Annotated in this window: 19 protein-coding genes; 15 read left to right on the forward strand and 4 right to left on the reverse strand. The window is 46.1% G+C overall.

Annotated elements, in window-relative coordinates; translation table 11 throughout:
* Nucleotides 1-404: 404 nt before the first annotated feature.
* On the reverse strand, nucleotides 405-1,556 hold the full coding sequence (locus ACTHY5_RS06120; protein ID WP_441877791.1) for a flagellar assembly protein T N-terminal domain-containing protein: 1,152 nt from the start codon (nucleotides 1,554-1,556) through the stop codon (nucleotides 405-407).
* 383 nt (nucleotides 1,557-1,939) lie between these two features.
* Between ACTHY5_RS06120 and ACTHY5_RS06125 the strand changes: the two genes are divergently transcribed.
* On the forward strand, nucleotides 1,940-2,704 hold the full coding sequence (locus tag ACTHY5_RS06125) for a FlgO family outer membrane protein (protein WP_441877793.1): 765 nt from the start codon (nucleotides 1,940-1,942) through the stop codon (nucleotides 2,702-2,704).
* Nucleotides 2,694-3,086: an LPP20 family lipoprotein gene (locus tag ACTHY5_RS06130; protein ID WP_441877795.1), complete on the forward strand. Its 393-nt coding sequence runs from the start codon at nucleotides 2,694-2,696 to the stop codon at nucleotides 3,084-3,086. Before ACTHY5_RS06125 ends, ACTHY5_RS06130 begins: the two co-directional genes overlap by 11 nt.
* A gap of 122 nt (nucleotides 3,087-3,208) precedes the next feature.
* Here ACTHY5_RS06130 and flgN read toward each other — a convergent pair whose 3' ends face one another.
* From flgN to flgA, 3 genes are all read right to left on the reverse strand, one after another.
* Nucleotides 3,209-3,622, reverse strand: coding sequence for a flagellar export chaperone FlgN (gene flgN / locus ACTHY5_RS06135; protein WP_441877797.1), 414 nt, complete (start codon nucleotides 3,620-3,622; stop codon nucleotides 3,209-3,211).
* A gap of 1 nt (nucleotide 3,623) precedes the next feature.
* Nucleotides 3,624-3,944: a flagellar biosynthesis anti-sigma factor FlgM gene (gene flgM, locus ACTHY5_RS06140; RefSeq protein WP_441877799.1), complete on the reverse strand. Its 321-nt coding sequence runs from the start codon at nucleotides 3,942-3,944 to the stop codon at nucleotides 3,624-3,626.
* A 71-nt stretch (nucleotides 3,945-4,015) separates the two neighbouring features.
* The gene (flgA, locus tag ACTHY5_RS06145; protein WP_441877801.1) at nucleotides 4,016-4,783 is read right to left on the reverse strand and encodes a flagellar basal body P-ring formation chaperone FlgA; all 768 of its coding nucleotides are present in this window, start codon (nucleotides 4,781-4,783) and stop codon (nucleotides 4,016-4,018) included.
* 166 nt (nucleotides 4,784-4,949) lie between these two features.
* On the opposite strand from flgA, the gene ACTHY5_RS06150 reads away from it, so the two are divergent.
* From ACTHY5_RS06150 to flgL, 13 genes are all read left to right on the forward strand, one after another.
* Nucleotides 4,950-5,864, forward strand: coding sequence for a chemotaxis protein CheV (locus ACTHY5_RS06150; RefSeq protein ID WP_441877803.1), 915 nt, complete (start codon nucleotides 4,950-4,952; stop codon nucleotides 5,862-5,864).
* Nucleotides 5,865-5,890: 26 nt separating this feature from the next.
* Nucleotides 5,891-6,712 carry a CheR family methyltransferase gene (locus tag ACTHY5_RS06155; RefSeq protein ID WP_441877804.1) on the forward strand — a complete coding sequence of 274 codons (822 nt, stop codon included), beginning with the start codon at nucleotides 5,891-5,893 and terminating at the stop codon, nucleotides 6,710-6,712.
* 225 nt (nucleotides 6,713-6,937) lie between these two features.
* Nucleotides 6,938-7,339 carry a flagellar basal body rod protein FlgB gene (flgB, locus tag ACTHY5_RS06160; protein ID WP_441877806.1) on the forward strand — a complete coding sequence of 134 codons (402 nt, stop codon included), beginning with the start codon at nucleotides 6,938-6,940 and terminating at the stop codon, nucleotides 7,337-7,339.
* Nucleotides 7,336-7,755 (forward strand): flagellar basal body rod protein FlgC, encoded by a 420-nt coding sequence (gene flgC, locus ACTHY5_RS06165; protein ID WP_441877808.1) that lies wholly within the window; start codon nucleotides 7,336-7,338, stop codon nucleotides 7,753-7,755. The genes flgB and flgC overlap by 4 nt, the downstream gene beginning before the upstream one ends.
* A gap of 6 nt (nucleotides 7,756-7,761) precedes the next feature.
* Nucleotides 7,762-8,460: a flagellar hook assembly protein FlgD gene (locus ACTHY5_RS06170; RefSeq protein WP_441877810.1), complete on the forward strand. Its 699-nt coding sequence runs from the start codon at nucleotides 7,762-7,764 to the stop codon at nucleotides 8,458-8,460.
* Nucleotides 8,461-8,471: 11 nt separating this feature from the next.
* Nucleotides 8,472-9,764: a flagellar hook protein FlgE gene (gene flgE / locus ACTHY5_RS06175; RefSeq protein ID WP_441877812.1), complete on the forward strand. Its 1,293-nt coding sequence runs from the start codon at nucleotides 8,472-8,474 to the stop codon at nucleotides 9,762-9,764.
* Nucleotides 9,765-10,363: 599 nt separating this feature from the next.
* The gene (gene flgF / locus ACTHY5_RS06180) at nucleotides 10,364-11,107 is read left to right on the forward strand and encodes a flagellar basal-body rod protein FlgF (RefSeq protein WP_441877814.1); all 744 of its coding nucleotides are present in this window, start codon (nucleotides 10,364-10,366) and stop codon (nucleotides 11,105-11,107) included.
* An 11-nt stretch (nucleotides 11,108-11,118) separates the two neighbouring features.
* A complete protein-coding gene (gene flgG, locus ACTHY5_RS06185) occupies nucleotides 11,119-11,907 on the forward strand; it encodes a flagellar basal-body rod protein FlgG (RefSeq protein WP_208005843.1) in 789 nt (262 codons plus the stop codon).
* A 26-nt stretch (nucleotides 11,908-11,933) separates the two neighbouring features.
* Complete coding sequence (gene flgH / locus ACTHY5_RS06190) at nucleotides 11,934-12,623, forward strand: flagellar basal body L-ring protein FlgH (protein WP_441877823.1); 690 nt, start codon at nucleotides 11,934-11,936, stop codon at nucleotides 12,621-12,623.
* Nucleotides 12,624-12,768: 145 nt separating this feature from the next.
* Nucleotides 12,769-13,872: a flagellar basal body P-ring protein FlgI gene (locus ACTHY5_RS06195; protein WP_441877816.1), complete on the forward strand. Its 1,104-nt coding sequence runs from the start codon at nucleotides 12,769-12,771 to the stop codon at nucleotides 13,870-13,872.
* 543 nt (nucleotides 13,873-14,415) lie between these two features.
* Nucleotides 14,416-15,396, forward strand: coding sequence for a flagellar assembly peptidoglycan hydrolase FlgJ (flgJ, locus tag ACTHY5_RS06200; protein WP_441877818.1), 981 nt, complete (start codon nucleotides 14,416-14,418; stop codon nucleotides 15,394-15,396).
* 9 nt (nucleotides 15,397-15,405) lie between these two features.
* Nucleotides 15,406-17,370, forward strand: a complete 1,965-nt coding sequence (gene flgK, locus ACTHY5_RS06205; protein WP_441877820.1) for a flagellar hook-associated protein FlgK — start codon at nucleotides 15,406-15,408, stop codon at nucleotides 17,368-17,370.
* A 9-nt stretch (nucleotides 17,371-17,379) separates the two neighbouring features.
* Nucleotides 17,380-18,645, forward strand: a complete 1,266-nt coding sequence (gene flgL, locus ACTHY5_RS06210; RefSeq protein ID WP_441877821.1) for a flagellar hook-associated protein FlgL — start codon at nucleotides 17,380-17,382, stop codon at nucleotides 18,643-18,645.
* Nucleotides 18,646-19,020: the final 375 nt, after the last annotated feature.

Raw genomic sequence — 19,020 nt, forward strand, 5'->3', positions numbered from 1 at the left:
TATTGTTCCGTGTTCTTCCGTGCCTCTCTGTAACAAACAAGCGTGGCGAAAAATTTTGATCAGTTAGTTTTACAGATTGGTATAACAAGAGTTCCAACCCATTTCGTCATTGCGAGGAGTGCAACGACGCGGCAATCCATTTAACAGACAGCTATACGCTTTACGCCGAGCGCGGTACGGAAAACGGTGAGGTGTAAGGGGGATAAGAACAAGCTTCTTGCTCCGCAAGACTTGCAGCTAAAGCGCAAGACGACAGAGCGGGTTTGGTATTTTCTCCTTACTCCTTACTGGTTTATCTTAGTCCGTTCGCTTTACCCGTGTTTTTTAACGTATAGCTTTGTTTTGGAGTGGATTGCCGCGCTACGCTCGCAGTAGGTTAGTAGAGCTTGGCACTTAAATTGCTATTAATGCAGCGCGGTGAGGACATCTCCAGGGGTGATCCTAACTTGTTTGGCATTATGATCAGCCGGGGCTAGCAGGCTATAGTCGGTATGGCTTTGTTGCACCACAAATTGCGCCTCTGAAGACGTTTCACTGTAATAACCGGGTTGTATTTGTCGGCGGTGAACAAGGGTAAAACGATCACCCGGTTTAATGCCGGCTTGACGCCCTAAATCCATTAAAATACCTTCATCAGACTGTTGTAAAATATGGCCAATGGCCTTCATGCATGACTGGGCACTTACCACGTCTCTGACCACTTGCTGTAATAGCTGATCGGCCGATTGCCCATAACTAGAATGCCAAAAGTTTTGCTCTTGTACTCTTACTTTAGCGTGCTTGCTATAGCCCCAAGGAGCTTCTACTTGGTAGTGCTTTTGCAATAGCTGTTCACCAGTAAAACTGTCTTCTAGGGTTACATTCAAGGCAAACTGGCGCGGCATATCACTTAAGCTCCACTTCATCCAATTACCTTCCTCCATGCTTATATCGTTAATCACACCGCTTAGCAGTAACCGAGACTGCTGCTGCTTTCCTAATACATCGGCGCCTTGGCGTAGCCCTGGGCTGCGGGGTAAGCGCTGATCGGTGAGCACTTGATGAGGGAGGCTCGTCATTAAATTGACGATGGGGGAGAGCTGCTGCGTAAGTCTGGCAGTAACAGCGGTGCCCAAATCATAAATTTGCCCAAATCTTGCCTGTTCTGGATACTGAATAGCAAAGCGCGTTAGCGTAATACCTGGGTGGTAATGACTATTGCATTGGGGAGTGATTGCTTTATCTGGCCAGATATCGGCCCTTAGCGTAAGCCATAAGCGCCCCTGTGAACTCCACTCTTTTAAAATGACATAATCCATCAGCTCACCTTGGGCGGCAATATCTAGCCGCTGCTCTAACAAGGCACCATTGGTTACTGATTGAACGGTAGTAAGAGAAGCACCGGCTTGCAGCAGTGCCTCGGTAAGTGCTTGCTCTAATGCTTGTTGGCGCGCAGTCTCTTTTCCTGCGCTTAGTGGTGCCGACCCTTGGGTTTGATACCAATCGGCATGTGCCGTTAACGGTAATGCCAGCGGCAATAATAAAAATAACGAGAGCAAAAGGGCTTTTATTGGCACGGAGTCACCTATGGTAAAAAGGCTATTGAATTAAATAACGACGTTAATCAATGTTGGCAAGGATTATGCAAAAAGCTTGCCATTAGATAGCTGTTAAGCGTAACAAGACAAGCGCTAAAATTAAGAGAGATAATTTAGTAGCTATCCTGATCTGGTAAAACTAACCACCATAGCAAGGCCTAAAGAGGTCGAATAAATTCGACCCTACGCTCGGGGTAGACTGGTATTATATGCAAGGCGTTCGGCGTGTTATTCGCTTTTCTGTTATGCTGAGCCATGGCTGTTATGCGCGTGTGCCAAGTTTGTCATGCTAATGGTCAGTAAAGTTTATGGCAGCAGAGCCGATAGCCTAATGGATATTATCTATTACAATGGGAGTCATGATGAGTAAAGCCTTTTTGCTAGTGACGGTGCTGGGGTTAGCAGCGTGCACCACCCCTGCAGAGCAAGAACAAGCACTGCCGGCGCAGCAGTTTGATGCTGAACATCATTATTTGCCTCATGATCATGCGTCTCATTATATTAACAATAAACTGCTTGGGCCATTAGTCGGGCCCGATATGTCGCCTCGCCACAGCCAAGACGGCGTTCCTATGCGCATGAGATCTGATACGCGCAGTGCTCATCTTCCTCAGGCGGGTCCTTCTTTAGTGGGCGGCCAAACTCAAATACAACAGCATATGTCGGCATTAGCGTATCGTTTAGTGTCTAGTGCACACAATCTTAATGAGCAGTCTGGCATTGCTGTTAGTGGTTTTGTTGATCAGCAAGACTACCAAAGCCAAGACGATTTTAGTCGCTTACTGTCCGAAACTATGATGTTTCAGCTTAATCAATATGGCCTGCGAGTCGTTGACTTTAAAGCCTTGCCCTTTATTCGTATCACCCCCGAAGGTGATATTAGTACCAGCCGAGATTATCGTCAGTTAAGCCCACGAATTGATGCGCGTTATTTGTTGCACGGCACTGTAAGTGAAACCACTGGGGGACGCTTAATTAATGCTCGTTTGGTGTCCATGGGGGATAATAGCCTTATAGCCAGTGCTCAGCAGTTTATTCCTGAGTATTTAGTGGCCGGTTTGCTGAGAGCCAAAGGCCCACAAACTCGTGTCATAACACCGGCAGAAAGGAGACGTTATGCGAAGTAAGTATGGGCTGATATTGCTGGTGCTTTTAAGTGGCTGTAGCACACAGTCATCGCTGTTTAATAAAAGTGAGCCACTGCAGGCGGTAGGGTACGCGCCTATTAGCCTGCAAAGCCCTGCGGATTATCAGCAGAAACTGTTACACGCGATGCGTGCTTCTAAACTGGATGCTTATCGTGAGCTCACAGAGCAATTAGGGGGCGTAATGTCGTCTAGCTCTAGCACTATGAATAGCCATATTTTACAAGATGGCACTGTTAGTAACAGTAGTCGTGGCGTAGTGCGAGGGGCTCAAGTGGTGAATAGCTACCCCGACGGTGATATGTACATAACCGAACTAGAGTTAGATTTAAACCGTTATGAAAAGTTACGTCGTGGGGAGTAGGATAATGTTGAATGTTGAATGTTGAATGTTGAAGAGATTAAAAATGACGATCATAAAAAAAACACCACTCTATATATGTATCAAAGTGGTGTTTTTTTGAGCTTGGCGTCTGGCGCTATAAATTAAACTTTAAAGCCAGTGCCTTTATTAATGCCCTTGGTATGACCTTTTTGATCATAAGTCATACTTTGTCGTTCATGCAGCTTACTTAAAATATTGCTTAACTGACGAATACCATTTAATGACTGTTCTAGCAGCTGCTCAGCGACTTGGCTGCGTTCTTGGCACTTACTGACTAAATCACGTAACAGACTAACCTGTTCTTTAAACTCATTGCTTAATTGAACTCGGTCTGGGTGGTGAGCCAGCTCGCCGTCGGTTTTTTGAATAACAGTAAGCAAGGCCTGCTTACTCTCGGCTAACGGAGGCAGTTCTAATGCTTTTCGTTGCGTAATTAACTCAAGCTCCTGCTCGGTAATCTCTAGCAGTTGCTCAAGTTGTAAGCGTTGGGTTTCTAGCAGCGCAGCAAGCGACATATTAGAGGCCTTTTAAGTCCTGTTCAAAACTTGAAATGTTGGCAGCAAGTTTATCACTGTCTACTTGATAAGATCCCTCATTAACGGCTTTTTTTAGCGCCGCTATTTTAGCGCTATTATCAGGCGCAGAGGTGTTAGCCAAGTTTTGCTGTACCTGACTAAGGCGCTGAGCCTGAGGGGTAAGCGTAACGGAGTCTTGAGAAGGAGAAACCGTATTTTTTGCTGCATTAGGCGCCGCTTCGTTACCAATGTTTTGTTTGTACTTATTGGTTGTTAGTGGCGTGCTATTGCCTAAACCTGCGGGTAATTTATCGATAGCCATAATATAAGTGTCCTAATTCTGCTGCTGCGTACAAGGGGTATCGGCCTAGTACACAACAACTTTAGCAGAATTTATAATTTAACCTGTACTTGACCTGCGGCCATGACTCGAGCGCTGATTTTTCGACCTGAATTGAGGTTGCTCACGCGAATGCTGTCATTAAATGAGCCATCTTCTTCAGCAATGCCATCCGTTCTTAGCATAAGCCCCCCTGTTTTTGCCAAAATGCTAACTTTGTCACCTTTACATACGACACAAAGTTGGCTGCTTCTTATGGGCTGCCCTGGGCGTAAATCGCGCTTACTGCGAGAGCCCACTAATTCACTGACTCGGCTAAAAATATCACCGCGTAATAATACTTCATCTTCATACTCAATGGTGAGATGCGACGCTTGTAGTAGCGTATTGCGTGCGATAGGGTCTAGTGCTGTTACCACGGGTTTAAGAATGCGCACCCTAACCGGCACAAATAAATCCCAGCTTGGTGTTTCGTGGCACTGTAAATAGACATGAGTGTTGCGCTTTATTTCACCTGAGCCCCTAATGTTGGCGGTCAGCTTCCCCAAACATTCTGTTAGTTGCACTCGTGTATCAATGCTTGCGGCATTAACCTCTAACTTATCATCTGGCTGGGTAGCAACTAAGTCTCGCACATAGTCTTCGGCATAATGACGAATCGCTTCATGTGCAGACGAACTATTTATTTGTGCTTGAGACTCTGCAGTTAAGCCCGCAAGCAGTAATATAGGCACTAAATTTTTTTTATATAACACTATTTTGTAGCTTGATCGCACAAAAGAGCGAGCAATCACACATAATAAGAAAATGTTTCTAAGCATTACTACCTCGTGGCCGATAAGAAAAGGTAAGTTGGTCTCAGTTGGCGTCCGCAGAGTGTGAGTGATAGGCTAGCATTAAAGCGCACGGATAGTCGCAGTTTAAACTAAAATATGCATAAAGCATGCCATTAAGCCTTTTGGTGATGGCGTATACGGAGAAAGGGTGATGGCGGGAATACTTGACTCAGTCAACCAAAGAACACAGCTTGTTGGGCAAAATAGGTTAGAGTTATTACTATTTAAACTTAATGGCCGTCAAAGATTTGGCATTAACGTGTTCAAGGTAAAAGAGGTGCTGCAATGCCCAAACTTAACTGCTTTTCCCCAGCGCAGCTCAGTGATTAAAGGGGTAGCGAACATTCGTGGCCAGACTATTTCTATTATCGATATCAGTAAAGCCATGGGTGGGCGTCCTATTGCAGATATAGATAACAGTTTTGTTATTATTTCTGAGTATAACCGCACCATACAAGGTTTTTTAGTCAACTCAGTTGAGCGTATTATTAACGTTAACTGGGAATCTATTTTGCCGCCCCCCAAAGGAGCAGGTCGCTCTAACTACATGACCGCAGTTACTGAAATAGATGGTGAGTTGGTTGAAATTCTAGACGTAGAAAAAATTCTTGATGAAATTATTCCTGCTCATTCTGTGGTAAGAGATGAGTTAGTGGATGAAGTGTCTGGTTTAACCACAGCGGATCAAAAGCCTATTTTGATAGCCGATGACTCCTCCGTAGCACGCCGTCAAATTTATAACACACTTGTAAGCTTAGGCTTTGAGGTTATAGTGACAGAAAATGGTCGACTCGCCCTTGATAAGCTTAAAGAATTAGCTGCTATTGGCCCAATTAACGAACAGTTATCTATGGTCATTTCTGATGTGGAAATGCCTGAGATGGACGGTTACACTCTTACTGCTGAAATTAGAAATAATCCATCACTAAAAGGTTTGCATGTCATTTTACATACCTCTTTAAGTGGTGTGTTTAATAAAGCATTGATTGAAAAAGTAGGGGCGAACGATTTTATTGCGAAGTTCCACCCTGATGAGTTGGCAACAGCCGTGAAAAGCGCACTCTAAAATAGGTATAAAGGAACAGGTAATTGATGAAGAATCTGACCGACCAACAGTATCGAGCGTTTTGCCAGTTTCTTGAAACTAGCACAGGCATAGTGCTGGGTGATAATAAACAGTATTTAGTAAAAAGCCGCTTGTCGCCGCTATTAACTCGCTTTCAATTAGAGTCATTAGATGACTTAGTGGCTAAAAGTATGTTGCCTCGTGAGCGAGAGCTTAAAACAGCTGTGATTGATGCGATGACGACGAACGAAACGCTATGGTTTCGTGATGCTTATCCTTTTACTTTACTCAGTGAAAAGTTATTCCCTGAACTTGCTAAGCCGGGTAAAACGTTAAAAATATGGTCTTCTGCCAGTTCTTCTGGTCAAGAGCCCTACTCGATTGCAATGACGGCGCTAGAGTATCAGGCGCACAAACCCGGTGGTTTGCCAGGGCTGCAAATTGTGGCCACTGATATTTCGACGAGTATGCTAGAGCACTGTAAAAAAGGAATTTACGATAGCCTATCCCTAGCGCGTGGTTTATCCCCGGAGCGAAGAAGCCATTTTTTTACTCCGTTAGCTGATGGTAAAATGCAGTTAAAAGATAAAGTGAGAAATATGGTGTCTTTTCGTCCCTTTAACTTGCTAGACAGCTACAGCTTATTGGGTAAGTTTGACATTATATTTTGTCGTAACGTGCTTATTTACTTTTCTCCAGCAAATAAAACCAAAATCCTTAACCAGTTTGCGCACTCGTTAAACCCTGGGGGGTACTTACTACTAGGAGCGTCAGAGTCGCTGACCGGCTTATCAGATAAATTTGAAATGATCCGCTGTAACCCTGGCATCATCTATCGGCTGAAGTAGCAATCATTTTGAGTTCTCTTCTCTGCCCCCGTTAATGTTATTAATGGGGGCAGTGTTGTTTTAGTACTGCAATTTTAACAGTTGGCATAGGTCTTGCTTGGTATAACAGTAACAAAGCGGGAGGCATGAACAAGAGCTATCGTTCACCGCTTCTCACTAATTTAAGCTACTAGGCGGCAATATTATGCCACTCGGTGGCAATAACGTAGCTGCAAGAGGTGCCGGGTGACGATTTCCTTCGATAAAGCCTTTGGTATTCATCAACACGCCTTAGTCACACGTTCTGGCCGGGCGGAATTATTGGCAGGTAACTTGGCTAACGCCGATACGCCAGGTTACAAAGCCAAAGATATGGACTTTAATACCGCATTAGAGCAGGCGCAAACTGGCCAAGGTTTTTCGCTTAGCCGCACGAATCAGCAACACTTTGCTGTTGATTTAGCTCCGCCTGGTAGTGTGCAGTTTCGGGTGCCCAATCAACCTGATACCGGTGATGGTAATACGGTAGATGTGCAAACCGAGCGTAATAGCTATATGGAAAACGCCTTGCAATATCAGGCTTCGCTTGAGTTTTTAAACAGTAAAATCAGCGGTCTGCTAAAAGCCATTAAAGGAGAGTCAATGTGAGCCTATTTAAGGTATTTGATATTTCCGGCAGTGCCATGAGTGCGCAGTCGGTACGGCTAAATACAACCGCCAGTAACTTGGCTAACGCCGACAGTGTCAGTTCAAGTGTGAATGAAACCTACCGCGCCCGTAAGCCGGTGTTTGCTGCTGACTTAGATCAGGCATTGTCAGACCGCCAAGAAAGTGTCGGTGTTAAAGTTATGGGCGTAGTTGAAACAGACAAGCCATTACTGAAAGAGTTTCATCCCGATCATCCTATGGCAGATGCCGAAGGCTTTATTTATAAGCCAAACGTGAATGTGGTAGAAGAAATGACCGATATGCTAAGTGCCTCGCGTAACTACCAAACAAACGTGCAAGTAGCCGATGCAGCTAAACAAATGCTGCAACAAACACTGCGCTTAGGTAAGGGGTAATCCAATATGCAAGTTAACCAAGACTACCTAGATGGCATGAAGTGGCCAGGCGAACAAAGCCCTGCCGATAAAGCGAAAGATCCGGGGCGTACCGAGCTTGGTCAAGAAGATTTCTTTGCTCTTATGACGCAACAGTTGGCCTATCAAGATCCGTTTGATCCGGCTGATAACTCCGATATGATTGCACAAATGACGGCTTTCACCAGTGCCGATGGTATTAACCAAATGAGTGAAAAACTCTCGGGCTTAAGTGAAGTAATGACCTCAAGCCAGGCACTACAAGCATCAAGTTTAGTGGGGCAAAAAGTACTGTTACCCAGTGATGTAGCTTATTGGGATGAGTCTGAGCCCATAGAAGGCGTGGCCGTTACCGGTGAGGGGGCAGACAACGTAGTTATTCGTATCGAAAACGAAGAGGGCGAGCTAATACGCTCTATGAGCTTAGAAGGGCCCCAGCGGGGTAACGTCCCTTTTACTTGGGACGGACTCAACGATCAGGGACAGCCAGTTGGTACTGGCCGTTATAAGGTGAAAGTGAGTGGCTTGGTGGATAACCAGCGCGAAGATTTAAATGCCTTAACCTTTGGCCGAGTAGACAGTGTCACTTTGGGCAGTGCCAATAGCCCTACCTTGGTTAACTTATCAGGTTTAGGGGGCATTCCCTTAAACCAAGTACTTGAAATTGCCGGCAATAAAGCCGCGTAAGGAGCACATAAATGTCTTTTAATATAGCCCTTAGTGGCGTTAACGCGGCGCAGAAAGATTTGGACGTGACGGCCAATAACATTGCCAACGTTAATACGCTGGGATTTAAAGAATCTCGCGCTGAGTTTGCCGACGTATATGCCAACTCTATTTTTGCCAATGCTAAAACTCAAACCGGTAGTGGTGTACAAACCGCCGCCGTGTCACAGCAGTTTCACCAAGGTGCGCTACAGTTTACCAATAACTCGCTAGATATGGCGATTAACGGTAGTGGCTTTTTTGTGATGGCCAATGAAATGGACACCCTAGACCGCACCTTTACCCGTGCCGGTGCCTTTCGTCTTAATGACGAGGGTTATGTCACTAACTCACAAGGGCATTTCTTACAGACCTATAAAGCTAACGAAGATGGCACGCCCGCAGGGCTAGGGATTAATAGTACCCAGGCGTTAAAAATTCCTGATAAAGCCGGTCAGCCTCAAGCGACGGAAGAGGCAAGAACAGGCATTAACTTACCCACTAAAGCGGATGCGATAGACAGAGCGGGTATAGCTTTTGATGCCACCGACTCTGCTACCTATACTTCATCGACTTCCATGACTATTTATGACTCTATGGGAGATACTCACACGCTAACTCAGTACTTCACTAAAACTGGGCCTAACCCTAATGTGACACCTCCTATTACAGATAACCAGTGGGAAATGCGAGTTGCCGTCGATGGGGTGATGAAAAGCGATTCATCCACACCGCCGGAGAACAGCTTAACCCTTGAGTTTGATAACAGTGGTTCCTTAACGGCTCCTTTACCGACAGAGTTTGAAACTGAAGCGTTAGGCTTTACTAATGGTTCAGATCCTAATCAGCAGATAATGATCAAAGTACCGTCCGCCACGCTTAACTCGGGCGCGTTTGAAGTAACAGAGTCTACCCAAGACGGTACCACAGTCGGTCGTTTAACCAAGGTCGATGTTGGCCCAGATGGCTTAGTGCAAGCGACTTACAGTAATGGTTCAACTGAAAACCTAGGCATAGTGGCCATGGCGCGCTTCCCTAACGAGCAAGGCTTAACACAAATTGGTGATACCCAATGGCGCGAGTCTTTGCTATCGGGTGATGTGGTGACTGGTCAACCTAATACCGGGGTGTTTGGTAAAGTGAGTGTGGCGGCATTAGAGCAATCTAATACTGACTTAACCTCAGAGTTGGTAGACTTAATTACCGCGCAACGTAACTTCCAGGCCAACTCTCGTGCCCTAGAAGTGAACAGCACCCTACAGCAGACCATACTGCAAATACGTTAAAACATAGCTTTCAGCCGTAAGCTGTCAGCTATCAGAAAAAAACACCGCTCCTTTAACAGAGCGGTGTTTTTTTACGTAAAGCGGCGTTAAATGTACCGCTTCCCTAAGTGTGCCGTCATTGCGAGGAGTGCAACGACGCGGCAATCCAGCCAACAAACAGTTCTACGCCTTACGTTAAACGCGGTACGAAAAATCAACCCTGTTTTACCTTTAACGTAGGGCGTACAGCGGTAGACGTAGCGCTCCCCGAAGGAGTTGGCTGACAGCTCCCAAAAAGGGTTAGCTTGGTGCTTGGCGCCGGGCGCTCGGCGCTGCCTGTTTTCTTTAACGTAGGACGTACAGCGGTAGACGTTTCGCTCTCTTTTGAAATGGATTGCTTCGTACCTCGCAATGACCCAAGTGCTGGTTTTGCCTTGAAGCTCGGCGCTGCCTGTTTTTTTAACGTAGGGCGTACAGCGTTAGACGTAGCGCTTTCTTTGTGGCATTAATCTTGCATTGTATTTAAGCAATAGTGTAATAAATTAACGGTCAGTGGCAGAGCCTTGCGACTGTTCAGCATTAATCAGTATGTATTCGGCTAACAAACCGACGGAGCTGAAATGGATCATTTACTTTATATTGCCATGTCTGGCGCCAAAGAAAACATGCACAGCGTGGCCGTACGCTCCAACAACTTGGCCAACGCCAATACCACCGGCTTTAAAGCCGATATGGAGCAAGCTCGTGCCATGCAAGCCTTTGGCGAAGGTTTGCCAACCCGGGTATTTGCCATGACAGAGCGACCTGGGCAAAGTTTTGCCTCTGGCCCCATACAAACCACGGGACGAGATCTTGACGTTGCCGTAGCAGGTGACGGCTGGTTGGCGGTTGAGGCAAAAGATGGCAGCGAAGCTTATACCCGATTTGGTAACTTGCAAGTGACATCCGAAGGCTCACTGCAAACCAGTACCGGCCTTAATGTGCTAGATGATGGCGGGGCGCCTATTTTTTTGCCACTACCATTAGAGAAAATGGAAATAAACAAAGACGGCACCATCTTTGCGCGCCTAGAAGGTGAGCCCGTTAATGGCGGCGAAGAATTGCAGCGTATTAAAACGGTACTGCCTAATAATGCAGATATAGAAAAAGGTACCGACGGCCTATTTCGCCGTAAAGACGGGCAAGCAGAAGCCCCGTCTGCCGATGTACAGCTATTGGCCGGCGTACTTGAAGGCAGTAACGTGAACCCCGTAGCCGAAATGACCCATTTAATTGATTTGCAGCGCCGCTTTGAAACTCAACTAAAAATGATGAGCCATGCGGAAGAAAACGATAAAGCCCATGCTCAGCTGCTGCGCATCTAAAGGAGAACATCATGAACCCCGCATTATGGATTAGTAAAACCGGCTTAGATGCACAGCAGACTAATATCTCAGTGACCTCTAATAACCTAGCTAACGCCAGTACCGTAGGCTTTAAAAAAGGCCGCGGTATTTTTGAAGATTTGCTCTATCAAAATATTCATCAGCCCGGTGGCCGAGCTACTGCCGACACTAACTTACCCTCTGGCTTAATGTTAGGGGCGGGTAGTAAAGTAGTGGCCACGCAAAAAACCTTTACTCAAGGTAGCGTGCAAACCACAGATAATGCGCTGGATGTTATGATTGATGGCCGTGGTTTTTTTGAAATGTTATTGCCAGACGGCACCACAGGCTATACCCGTAACGGCCAGCTAGCACTTAACGAAGAAGGCGTAATTGTTAGCCCTGGTAATGGTTACCCTATTCAGCCAGAAATGCAGATACCAGATAACGCACAAAGTATTAGTGTGGGTACCAATGGTGAAGTGTCCATCCAAATAGCAGGACAAGCCGAATCACAAATTATTGGTCAGCTGATTATTAGTGATTTTGCCAACCCTGCAGGCTTGCAGCCAAAAGGGGAAAACTTATACCTAGAAACTCAATCTAGTGGCGCCGCTATGCAAGGTATTGCCGGTGCCGACGGTTACGGCACCATTAAACAGGGCATGTTAGAAAGCTCTAACGTCAATGTTACCGAAGAGTTGGTAAACCTAATACAGGCCCAGCGAGTATATGAGATGAACTCTAAGGTGATTTCAGCCGTTGATGACATGATGGCCTACGTTAACCAGCAATTATAATGGTGAGCAGTAAAAGGACCAATATGATGCAAATGAATTTAGCCTCTTTTAGCTGGGTCGTGTTAGTGCTTTTGGGATTGGCGGGGTGTACCAGTACGCCTTATACCCCTAAGCCGGATGATCCTGAATTTGCGCCGGTTATCCCAAGCTTAACTGAGCAAGAACTTGAACCTAGCGGCTCTATTTTTCAGGATAATTACGCCAACAATTTATATTCCGATATTAAAGCACATCGAGTGGGCGACATTATTACTGTCGATCTCGCTGAGTCGACCCGAGCTCAAAAGCAAGCCACTACTAATCAGGCAAAAGACTCAAACGTAAACATTAACGCACCTAGCTTAGGTGGCGTGTCAGCTTCCGTAGCTGGTTATCCATTGTCTGCGTCTTTGTCTTCAAATAATGAGTTTGATGGCCAAGCCAACACCAATCAAAGCAATAGCTTACAAGGCAGCATTACCGTGAGTGTGGCTCAAGTGTTAGCCAACGGTAATTTAATGGTGCAGGGCGAAAAGTGGATCATGCTTAATACCGGTGAAGAGTATGTGCGTATTAGCGGCATGATCCGCCCGCAAGATATAGAGTCTGATAATCGTATAGCCTCTAACCGCGTCGCTAATGCTCGCATTTATTACGGTGGTACCGGTGATTTTGCTAACACCCAGAGCCGCGGCTGGCTGGCCAAATTCTTTAACAGCGAATGGATGCCTTTTTAAAGCAGCTTGAAGCCGTATTTTGTAGGGTCGAATTCATTCGACCTTTGATGATTGCTGTTGCCGTCATCCTGATGACCGTCAGGATCTTGGTGTTAAGGTTTGGTAGGGTCGAGTTCATTCAACCTTTAAAGTTCAGGAGAATTACATGAAACAGCTCACCGCCATATTACTGAGCTTGACCTTATTAGCTGGCGCTTTAATTCCTGCTCACGCAGCACGAATTAAAGATATTAGCTCGGTAGAAGGGGTGCGTGCCAACCAACTGGTAGGCTACGGCTTAGTGGTGGGCTTACCCGGCACCGGTGAGCGTAATAACGCCTTTGCCGCACAAACCTTTAGAACCATGCTCAATAACTTTGGCATTACAGTGCCAGAAAATATGCGCCCCAAAATGAAAGACGTAGCACCGGTGGCCGTACATGCTGAGTTACCAGCGTTTGCCAAGCCTGGGCAAACTATCGATATTACCGTTTCGGCCATTGGTGAAGCCAAAAGTCTACGCGGTGGCACACTGTTACAAACCTTCTTAAAAGGGGTTGATGGGCGAGTGTATGCACTGGCACAAGGCAGCTTAGTTGTGGGTGGCCTAGGCGCAGAAGGGGCTGATGGCTCCTCGATTATGATTAATATTCCTACCGTTGGCCGTATTCCGGGTGGCGCTATGGTAGAGCGCGAAGTGCCTAGCTCGTTTGGCCGGGGGGATACTATTACTTTTAACCTGCATCGTTCCGACTTTACCACGGCCAAGCACATGGCCGAGGCTATTAATAACTTGGTGGGGCCTAACAATGCGCAAGCAGTAGATGCCACCTCGGTGCGGGTGTATGCCCCCCGAGACCCAGGCCAACGCGTTAGTTATTTATCCACCTTAGAGAACTTAGTGGTTGATGTGGCCGATGAGGCCGCCAAAATAATTATTAACTCGCGCACCGGTACCGTGGTGATTGGCCAAAGTGTGCAATTAAAGCCGGCGGCCATTACCCATGGTGGACTCACTATTACTATTTCAGAAAATCCACAGGTGTCTCAACCCAATGCGTTTGGTGGCGGACAAACAGAAGTGGTGCCTAATAGTAATATTAATGTAGAGCAAGAAGACGGGCGCATGTTTAAACTGGATACCGGCACCACATTAGATGATTTAGTACGCGCCGTTAACCAAGTAGGCGTAGCGCCAGGCGATTTGGTCGCCATATTAGAAGCCCTACGCCAAGCCGGCGCCATACAAGGCGAGTTGGTGATTATTTAAAACAGCACCTAGCGCCCAGCGCCCAGCAAAACAAAAGACAGAGTGTTTTGTAGGGGCCAATTCATTGGACCAAAACGATGGTAGGGCACAAAGATCAACGCGAGATCTTGACGCTCAGCAGAGTATCTGGAGCCGATATTTGTTTTGAGCCGTCATTCTGATGACCATCAGAATCTTGCACTTATGCCGTCACCCTGACGAAAGTCAGTATCTCGATTTTAGGTTTTAGGTTTTAGGTTTTAACACCAAGAGCGAGATACCGTGGTGACACGGTATGACGGCACAAGACCAGAGTGGTGTTTGTATTTTGAGCCGTCATCCTGATGACCATCAGGATCTTGCACTTATGCCGTCATCCTGACGCAGGTCAGGATCTAGGTTTAGGTTTAGACATTATAGGGTTCAATTTATTGGACCGTTTTTTCGGTTTAACGGCAAGAGAGGTCTTTTCAGATTTTTCCGTGTATTCCGTGGCAGATAGGTTTTAGGTTTTTCTTACAGCTGACAGCTTAACGCTTACAGCTATGTTTTCAGGAGTAGCGCATGAAACCGGTCGATTCATACAATAACAGCTTATTGGTTAACGACATTCAAGGGTTAGATCAACTGCGCCAACAAGGCTTTGCCGAAGACAGAGGCAAAGCGCTAGACGAAGCTGCTCGTCAGTTTGAAAGCCTGTTTACCCAACAACTGTTTAAATCGATGCGCGCTGCCAACAAGGTGTTTGAAGCCGACGGCCCAATGAACAGCCGCTATACTGAACATTATCAAGATATGTACGATCAACAAATGTCGTCAGAGCTGAGCCGTCGCGGCAGTTTAGGCCTAGCTGATTTAGTGAGCAAACAACTGGGGGGCGAACAAACACAAGCCCAACCCGAAGCTCGTCATTTTGATCTTGCCGACGTGCGCCGAGTACAAGGCAAAATAGTACGGCCATTAGACGCAGAGGGTGTTGAAAAGACCGTTGAAAAGGCTAAGCAAAAAGCCCAACCGCCATTACAAGCTGCCGTTAATAAAGATGCCGTTGTGTACAGTGCCAGTGAGCCTTTTCGCTCACCCGAAGATTTTGTACGCCGCTTAATGCCCGCCGCTAAAGAAGCCGGTAAACGCATGGGGCTTGCCCCCGAGGCCATGTTGGCACAGGCGGCATTGGAAACGGGGTGGGGTAAAAAAATCATAGGCGCAAAAAATAATAGCTCTAGCCATAATCTTTTTGGCATTAAGGCCGATAACAGTTGGAACAATGAAAAATCTTGGGTAAACACCCTAGAATATGAACAAGGTGTAGCCGTTAAAGTGAAAGCGCCATTTCGAGCTTATGACTCCTTTAACGACAGCTTTAACAACTATGTAGACTTTTTGCATGAAAATCCGCGCTACAGCAACGCCTTGCAACAAACAGAGTCACCCGAACAATATTTTAAAGAGCTGCAACAGGCCGGATACGCAACCGATCCCAAATATGCCGATAAGCTCAGCTCTATTTTTAATACCGTTACTCGCTTGGCAGCACAAGCATAAGGATTCTTTATGGCTGTTGATATTTACCAAACCGGTGTCAGTGGCTTACTGGCCGCACAAGGGCAGTTAGCGACCACTGGTCATAACATTGCCAACGTAAACACCGAGGGCTTTAGCCGCCAGCGTGTAGAGCAAATGACCACCATACAAATGTATTCTGGTGGCCAGTTTTATGGCACAGGAACGCGAGTAACCGACGTGACTCGCATGTATCAAGAGTATGCCTTTAAAGATGTATTAATTAATAACACTGAAAAAGCGGGCGCCGAAGCCCTCTATAATCAGCTGAGCTTTTTAGATCAAAGCTTGGCCGGCGTTAACGAAGGGCTGGCCTCAAGCTTAGATGATATGTATCAGGCCATTAACGCCGTGGTTGATAACCCAGGTAACTTGGGTAACCGAGACTTAATGTTGGCCAATGCCAAAGACATTACCAACCACTTTAACGAGTATTACAGTGCGTTAGAGCAAGAAACGACCATTAAAAACCGTGACATAGAATCGCGAGCCGATCACGTGACCTCGCTCACTTCAGGCATTGCCGAGCTTAATCAACAAATTTTAAATGCCGGTTTAAATGGCTCTCCTAACGACTTATTAGATCAACGCGATCGCCTTATTCAAGAGTTAGGCCAAGAAGTAAAAATCACCACCCTTAAAGACAAAGACGGCATGATCTCGGTGATGCTAGGCGGCCGTGAACCCTTAGTGAGCGGCAACCAAGCCTATGCCATGGAAGTACGCCCAGGCTCACCAGACTCACAGCAAACGGAGTTGTACTTAAGCAACCCTAATAACCCAGAGCATGCTACACGAGTGAAAGGCAGCCAAGCATTAGGCGGCGAAATGGGGGCTTTATTTCATTATCGCGACCAAATATTAGGCCCCAACTTAAGTGATATGGGTAAGGTAGCCATTGCTATTGCCGATGCTTTTAACGAAGTTCAAAAGCAGGGCGTCGATTTAAATGGCGAAGTAGGTAAAAACTTTTTCACCGACATTAACGACCCCGCAGCCCAAGCCAATCGCTTTTTGGGTAGTAATCCCAATATTAGTGGTGCAGTAGAAATTACCGATACCGGTAAATTAACTGGCGGCGAATATACCCTTAAGTATCACGGTGGCGACTATATGCTGACCGATATTACCTCGGGTGAAACCTTTGCGATTAATGCCGCTGATGTGGCTAACACACCGCCCAGCACAGAGCAAACCATCAACCGGCCCGATTTAGGCATTAGCATCACCTTAAGTGATGTGCCCAATAGTAACGACGAAATGCAAATTCGACCCACCCGCCAAGGCGGTAACGATTTAAAAGTCGAACTTAACACCGGTGACCAAATTGCCGCCTCTGGTTCGATTATGGTCGATGCCAACAAAGATAATACCGGCACGGGTAAAGTGGGGGTGCAAGTGGTTGAGCCTACCCCACCAGCCACGGCGATTCCTGAAGCGGATTATCCGCTAACGGTTAAGGTAGAAGACGACGGTGCTGGTGGCGTTAAATATGTGGTGACCGACAAAAATGGCACTTTACCTGCGTTATTCGATGGCCAACCCACAGATGGCAGCATTACCTTTGGCGATGTACAGATGAACGTTCAAGGCACACCTGCCGAGTTTGACCAGTTTGTTATTAAACAAGCCAAAGGCTCAGGTAACAACTCCAACGCGTTGAACTTTGCCGACTTACAAAATAAAAAGTGGCTCGATAACGGCAAGTCGACGGTAACAGACAGTTTAAATAAAACTGCCGTAGAAATTGGTGGTCTAACCAGAAACCAGCGTGTAAAAGCCGAAGCCGCCGGCGCTGCTTATAATCAATCTTACGATCGCATGTTGTCTACATCGGGTGTCAACTTAGACGAAGAAGCGGCCAACCTACTTCGTTATCAGCAGTCTTACATGGCCTCGGCACGGGTAGTTACCGTGGCTTCAGAAACCATGAACACGCTTTTGCAAATACGCTAAGGAATCGTTATGCGCATCTCTAGTTTTCAATTTATTCAGCGTAACCTAGACAACATCAGTGCCCGAACTTCGCAGGCTAATACGCAGCTTGGGCAAATGTCGTCGGGTAAGCGTGTTGAAAAGCCCAGTGACGATCCTGTATCTGCCAACGGTATTCTTAACTACAAGCAAGAACTGCGTAAAATTGACCAATATAATACCAATATTAACTTGGCCGAAAACCGCCTGCGCCGTGAAGAGACCGGCTTAACCAGTGGTGAAAATATTACTCAGCAAGTTAAAGAGCTGATGCTTAAAGCTAATAACCCGGCCATTACGCAAAATGAACGTGACGCTCTTAAATCTGAGTTAGAAAGCCGAGTAAATGAGCTGTTAGATATTGCTAATAGTAAAGACGAGTTTGGCCAAGCTATTTTTGGTGGTTTTCAGACTGATAGCGACCCTTTTACTTTCGATAACCAAGGCAATATTGTTTATAACGGTGACAGTGGCGAGCGCCAAATGGTAATTGGTGACAGCGTAAAAGTAGAGCTTAACCATAGTGGCGAACACGTCTTTGGTAGCGTACCTAACCCGCGCGGTGATTTTACCGTAGATTACCAATTAGGTAACGAACCAAGAGAAGATCAGGTAAAGGTTGAAAGTGCCACTATTACAGATCCTGGTACTTTTGGTGATCAAAAAAAATACACCGTTGAGTTTGTTGGCGTAACACCAGCAGATCCTGATTCAGAAGAAGTGTTTTACCAAGTTAAAGATGAAAATGATAATGTAATATTGCCAGCCTCCCCAACCGATCCGCAGTTGTCTTATCAACCGGGTACTCCTATTGCGGTTGATGGACTAGAAATAGTCGTACAGGGCGAAGCTAAAGTTGGTGATAGCATTGTCTTAAACTCAGACGTTCAAGATGGCACCGGCCAAGACGACATTGGAGTATTTGATGTATTAAACCGTGCTAAAGAATGGTTAGAAACCGATGGTCATAATCCCAGTGGCCAAAGTGAAATGATCGACATTCTTGATGAACTAGACGCCATGGGCGGGCATTTTACACGAGTGCGTGCCGACACCGGTAACCGTATGCAGCGCCTTGATAATCAAAAAGAAACCCATGCCGAAATGACCCTAACCCTAGACAAATTGCGCAGTGGCATGGAAGACCTAGATTATGCCAAAGCCACCGGCGAATTTAGCCAAACCATGGTAGCCTTACAAGCTACCCAAACCATGTTTGGTAAAATCCAAGGCATGAGCTTGTTTAATTATATCTAACAGATAGCATCAAGCGCCCAGCTAAAATAGACACCAAGCCTAAAACACCGCTCCCATAAAGAGCGGTGTTTTTTTAACTTATAGCGCACAGCGATGTTTTAGCCCGTCATCCTGATGCACATCAGGATCTCGTTTTTATGACCTAAGACAAAGAACGAGATACCGGAGCCGTCATGGTGGGCCTCCCACCGTTTGGGAGATTGTTCTCCCCTCTTAGATTAGCTCAGCAGTCAGGCTTAGTGGGCATATCATATAAAAATATAGACGCTAAACGTAAATATCAGATTTTACGTTGAAGAGGGAGGTTGCTGCATGTAAAATAAAAAATATAAATTTACGTTTTAGTGTGGGCTACATGGCAAGAATCAGGAAACC

It is taken from the genome of Oceanisphaera sp., assembly GCF_052084945.1.
Taxonomy (GTDB): Bacteria; Pseudomonadota; Gammaproteobacteria; order Enterobacterales; family Aeromonadaceae; genus Oceanimonas.